The sequence below is a fragment of the Actinomadura sp. 7K507 genome, assembly GCF_004348425.1.
In the GTDB taxonomy this organism is placed as follows: Bacteria; Actinomycetota; Actinomycetes; order Streptosporangiales; family Streptosporangiaceae; genus Spirillospora.
In genome coordinates this window covers 1-3,289 of sequence record NZ_SMKK01000436.1, presented here as the reverse complement: position 1 = coordinate 3,289, position 3,289 = coordinate 1, and the positions used below count along the sequence as shown (strand labels likewise).

4 protein-coding genes are annotated in these 3,289 nt (G+C 66.0%); all 4 read left to right on the top strand.

The annotated features are described in order from the left end of the window. The first annotated feature begins 609 nt into the window (after nt 1-609). The 4 genes from E1285_RS44015 to E1285_RS44000 are packed head-to-tail and all read left to right on the top strand — an operon-like array spanning nt 610 to nt 3,199. Nucleotides 610-1,614, top strand: coding sequence for a reverse transcriptase domain-containing protein (locus tag E1285_RS44015; protein WP_132160849.1), 1,005 nt, complete (start codon nt 610-612; stop codon nt 1,612-1,614). Then, on the top strand, nt 1,595-2,629 hold the full coding sequence (cas1, locus tag E1285_RS44010; RefSeq protein WP_132160848.1) for a CRISPR-associated endonuclease Cas1: 1,035 nt from the start codon (nt 1,595-1,597) through the stop codon (nt 2,627-2,629). Before E1285_RS44015 ends, cas1 begins: the two co-directional genes overlap by 20 nt. Before the next feature lie 28 nt (nt 2,630-2,657). Then, nucleotides 2,658-2,915 (top strand): CRISPR-associated endonuclease Cas2, encoded by a 258-nt coding sequence (locus E1285_RS44005; RefSeq protein ID WP_165967033.1) that lies wholly within the window; start codon nt 2,658-2,660, stop codon nt 2,913-2,915. Then, complete coding sequence (locus E1285_RS44000) at nt 2,912-3,199, top strand: hypothetical protein (RefSeq protein ID WP_132160846.1); 288 nt, start codon at nt 2,912-2,914, stop codon at nt 3,197-3,199. The genes E1285_RS44005 and E1285_RS44000 overlap by 4 nt, the downstream gene beginning before the upstream one ends. The last annotated feature ends 90 nt before the right edge of the window (nt 3,200-3,289 follow it).

Below are 3,289 nucleotides of genomic sequence, written 5' to 3'. Positions count from 1 at the left end.
CCCCCACACCGCTGACCGACCCCCGCACCCAAACGCGCGGTCCCGTAGTTCCGGGGCCGCGCGTTTCTCAATTTATCCGATGCGGTTTTGTTGAGCGCTGCGACAATGTGCCGTTTTAGATGAAGTCGCTGACTTCTGAGTTTCAATCCGATGCGGTTTTTTGAGCGCTTCGACTCGACGACGACCCCGCGTTCTCCCGGCGCTTCTGTTTCAATCCGATGCGGTTTTGTTGAGCGCTGCGACTCCGTGATCGTCGTCCTCGGGATCGCTGCTCCGGTTTCAATCCGATGCGGTTTTGTTGAGCGCTGCGACCATGTTGTCGGCAATTAGACGTCAACGTCCGACAAGTTTCAATCCGATGCGGTTTTGTTGAGCGCTGCGACCATAGAAAGAGAGGCGCTCACTCTTCGCAACAGGTTTCAATCCGATGCGGTTTTGTTGAGCGCTGCGACTAAAATCGTAATCGACTCAAAGCCTGGAGCGCTGGTTTCAATCCGATGCGGTTTTGTTGAGCGCTGCGACAGTACCTCAAATTATGGGGGTCTGACCTGGGGGTTTGCAAGATCATGCGCCAACCTCCCTGGGAGCGATCTTGAGGAGGGCGCAGAGGTGATCTTCAAGGCGCCGTTTGCGCAGGTCAAGTGGGCTTTGAGGGGTGTGCGCCAACCTATAAACACTTCTTTAAAGGGTTGGAAGGCCGTTCGTCCATCGGTTGTGGGCATGAGGACACATGAGGAGATGAGGCCGACGTCGCGGCTGGTCGAGCGGATCGCCAGTGATCGGGCGCTGTGGGCCGCCTGGTCTCGGGTGGCTGCGGGCAGCGGCATGGCCGGGGCGGACGGGGTCTCGGCGGCGGTGTTCGGTCGTGAGGTCGGGCCCAGGCTGGCGGCACTGGCGACGCTGCTGCGGGAGCGGAGGTACCAGGCCCAGCCACTGCGGCCGGTGCGGCTGATGCGAGGCGGCAAGCTTCGGACGCGAGGGTTGCCGACCATCTGTGACCGCATCGTCCAGCGAGCCTTCCTGAACGTTTATGGGACGAGGTTGAATCCCACGAGCCCTGTCAGTTTCTCATATCGTCCGGGGCGGTCGTGGCTCAACGCTCTGGAGCAGGTGCAGCGGTATCGCGATTCCGGATTGACGTGGGTGCTGCGGTCCGACATCGCGAATTTCTTCGCCGAGGTCGACCATCGGCTGCTTCTGGAGCAGGTCGCAGAGCGGGTGCGCGACCCCTACGCCGCTGAGCTCGTCCGTTCCTGGGTGTGCGCCCCCTGGCTCATGCCGGAAGGGGTGCTGGAACGCCGGGGAGGGTTGCCGGAAGGCGCCCCGATCAGTCCCGCGCTCGCGGAGTTCTTCCTCGCCGATTTCGACCGCGAGGTGAATGGGTCCTCGGGCCGCCTGGTGCGTTACGCCGATGACCTGACCGTCCTCTGCCCAGGACGAGACGAGGCGATGGCGGCTCTCGGCACCGTGGAAAGGGCACTGACGGCACGGCGACTGCGCATCAACCCGGACAAGACCTATATCGCCGACTTCGACTTTGGGTTCACCTTGCTGGGCTGGCGGTTCATCGGGACCACGGCGCAACCGGCGGGCGATGCAGGGACGGGGCGCTGACATGGCGATGATCCATGGCCGCCCTTTCCATGTCGTGGGCACCGGGTGCGTCGTTCGCAGGAGGGGTGGACGTCTGGTGGCGCTCAAAGATGGAGAGCTTCAAGCTTCGGCACCATTGACGCAGATCTCCGAGGTGGTGCTGTCCGGGCAGGTGGGGATTTCCACGCAGGCGATGCACGCGCTGCTGGCCCGCGACATCCCTCTGGTGCTGCTGTCGACGTCGGGGTGTCCGCTGGGACGGATGGAGCCGCCCGGCGCGGGGCATGTACTCGCCCGCCGCAGACAGTTGGAGCGGCACAGTGTCGTGTCCGACCGGCTGGAGCTGTCCCGCGTCCTGGTCGCCGGGAAGATCCGCAACCAGCATGTGCTGCTGCGTCGGCGTGCCCGCCGCGCATCCGATCCGGAGCTGGTCTGGCAGGCCGCGGCCCGCCTGTCCGCGCTGGAGGTCAGGGTCGGCGAGTGCGGCGATGTCCCAGAGGTCATGGGGGTTGAAGGCGGCGCGTCCGGCGTCTACTACCGTGCTTTCTCCGCCGTACTCGATCCTGGCCTCGGATTCAACGGACGCGACCGGCGCGCCGGAGACGTGGTCAACGCCCTCACCAACTACTGCTCTGCGCTGCTACGCGAAACGGTCATCTCCGCGCTACTGGCCGCCGGCCTCGACCCGTATGTGTCGTTCCTGCACACGCCTGCACGCGGACGTCCCACCCTGGCGTTCGACCTCATGGAGGAATGGCGGCCGGTGCTGCTGGACTCCACCGTCCTCGCACTGACAGGTCTACGCGCGGTCACCCCCGAAGACCTGGAGGACGGACCGGACGGCCCCTGGCTGTCCCCGCACGCCCGCGGCCAGGTCGTCAACCGCTTCCACGCCCGGTTGGCCGCCCAGGCGCGCGGCTGGCCCGCGCCACCCGCGCGCCGCACCTACGCCGACCAGATCCTGGCCCAGTGCGTGGCGCTGCGTACCTGGGTCCTCGGCGAGTCCGCCTCGTATGAACCGTTCGCATGGAGGTGACCCGATGGCCGACCGAAACCCTTGGGCCGTGACGTTCGACGTCGCCTCCGACCGCAGCCGACGAGCGGTGAACCGGCTCCTCGCCGGATACGGTCCGCGAGTCCTGTATACCGTCTACGAGATCGGCGCCGACCTCGCCGAGCTGGATGAAATCGTCCGGCGGGCGGGTGAGCATTTGCAGCCCAGCGATCACCTGCTGGCACTGCCGACCTGCCCACGATGCCGGACCGCACATCGCGGCGGGACTGCCGAGACCACCGCCCCGCTCGGCTGGATAGTGCGATGAAAGGGCCGGTACTGGTCTGCTACGACGTGTTCGACGACGGGCGCCGCGACCGGCTGCGGGCCGCGCTGGACGAGGTCGCCGACAGATTCCAGCAAAGCGGCTGGCTTATCCCGGACGCGGCCGGCCTCGACGCCCACCGCGCCGCCGCCGCATTGGAAGGGCTTCTGGCACCGATCGATCGGCTGCGGATCTATGCACCCTGCCCAGCATGCGCTCGGCTGCTCCGGACCGCGCCCGCACCCGCCGAACGGCTCATCGCCCGACCAGCATGGGTCGCGCGCTGACCGCCATCCGGCGTCCTGACTAAGGTTCCCTCACACGCACGACAAGACGAAGGCCGAGGCCCGCATGCCCGCTCGCATCATCGTCCACCT

What these genes read in the sequence shown, in the direction of transcription:
- E1285_RS44000 (WP_132160846.1), top strand. Translation starts at nt 2,912, where the DNA reads ATGAAAGGGCCGGTACTGGTCTGCTACGACGTGTTCGACGACGGGCGC.
- cas1 (WP_132160848.1), top strand. Translation starts at nt 1,595, where the DNA reads ATGCAGGGACGGGGCGCTGACATGGCGATGATCCATGGCCGCCCTTTC.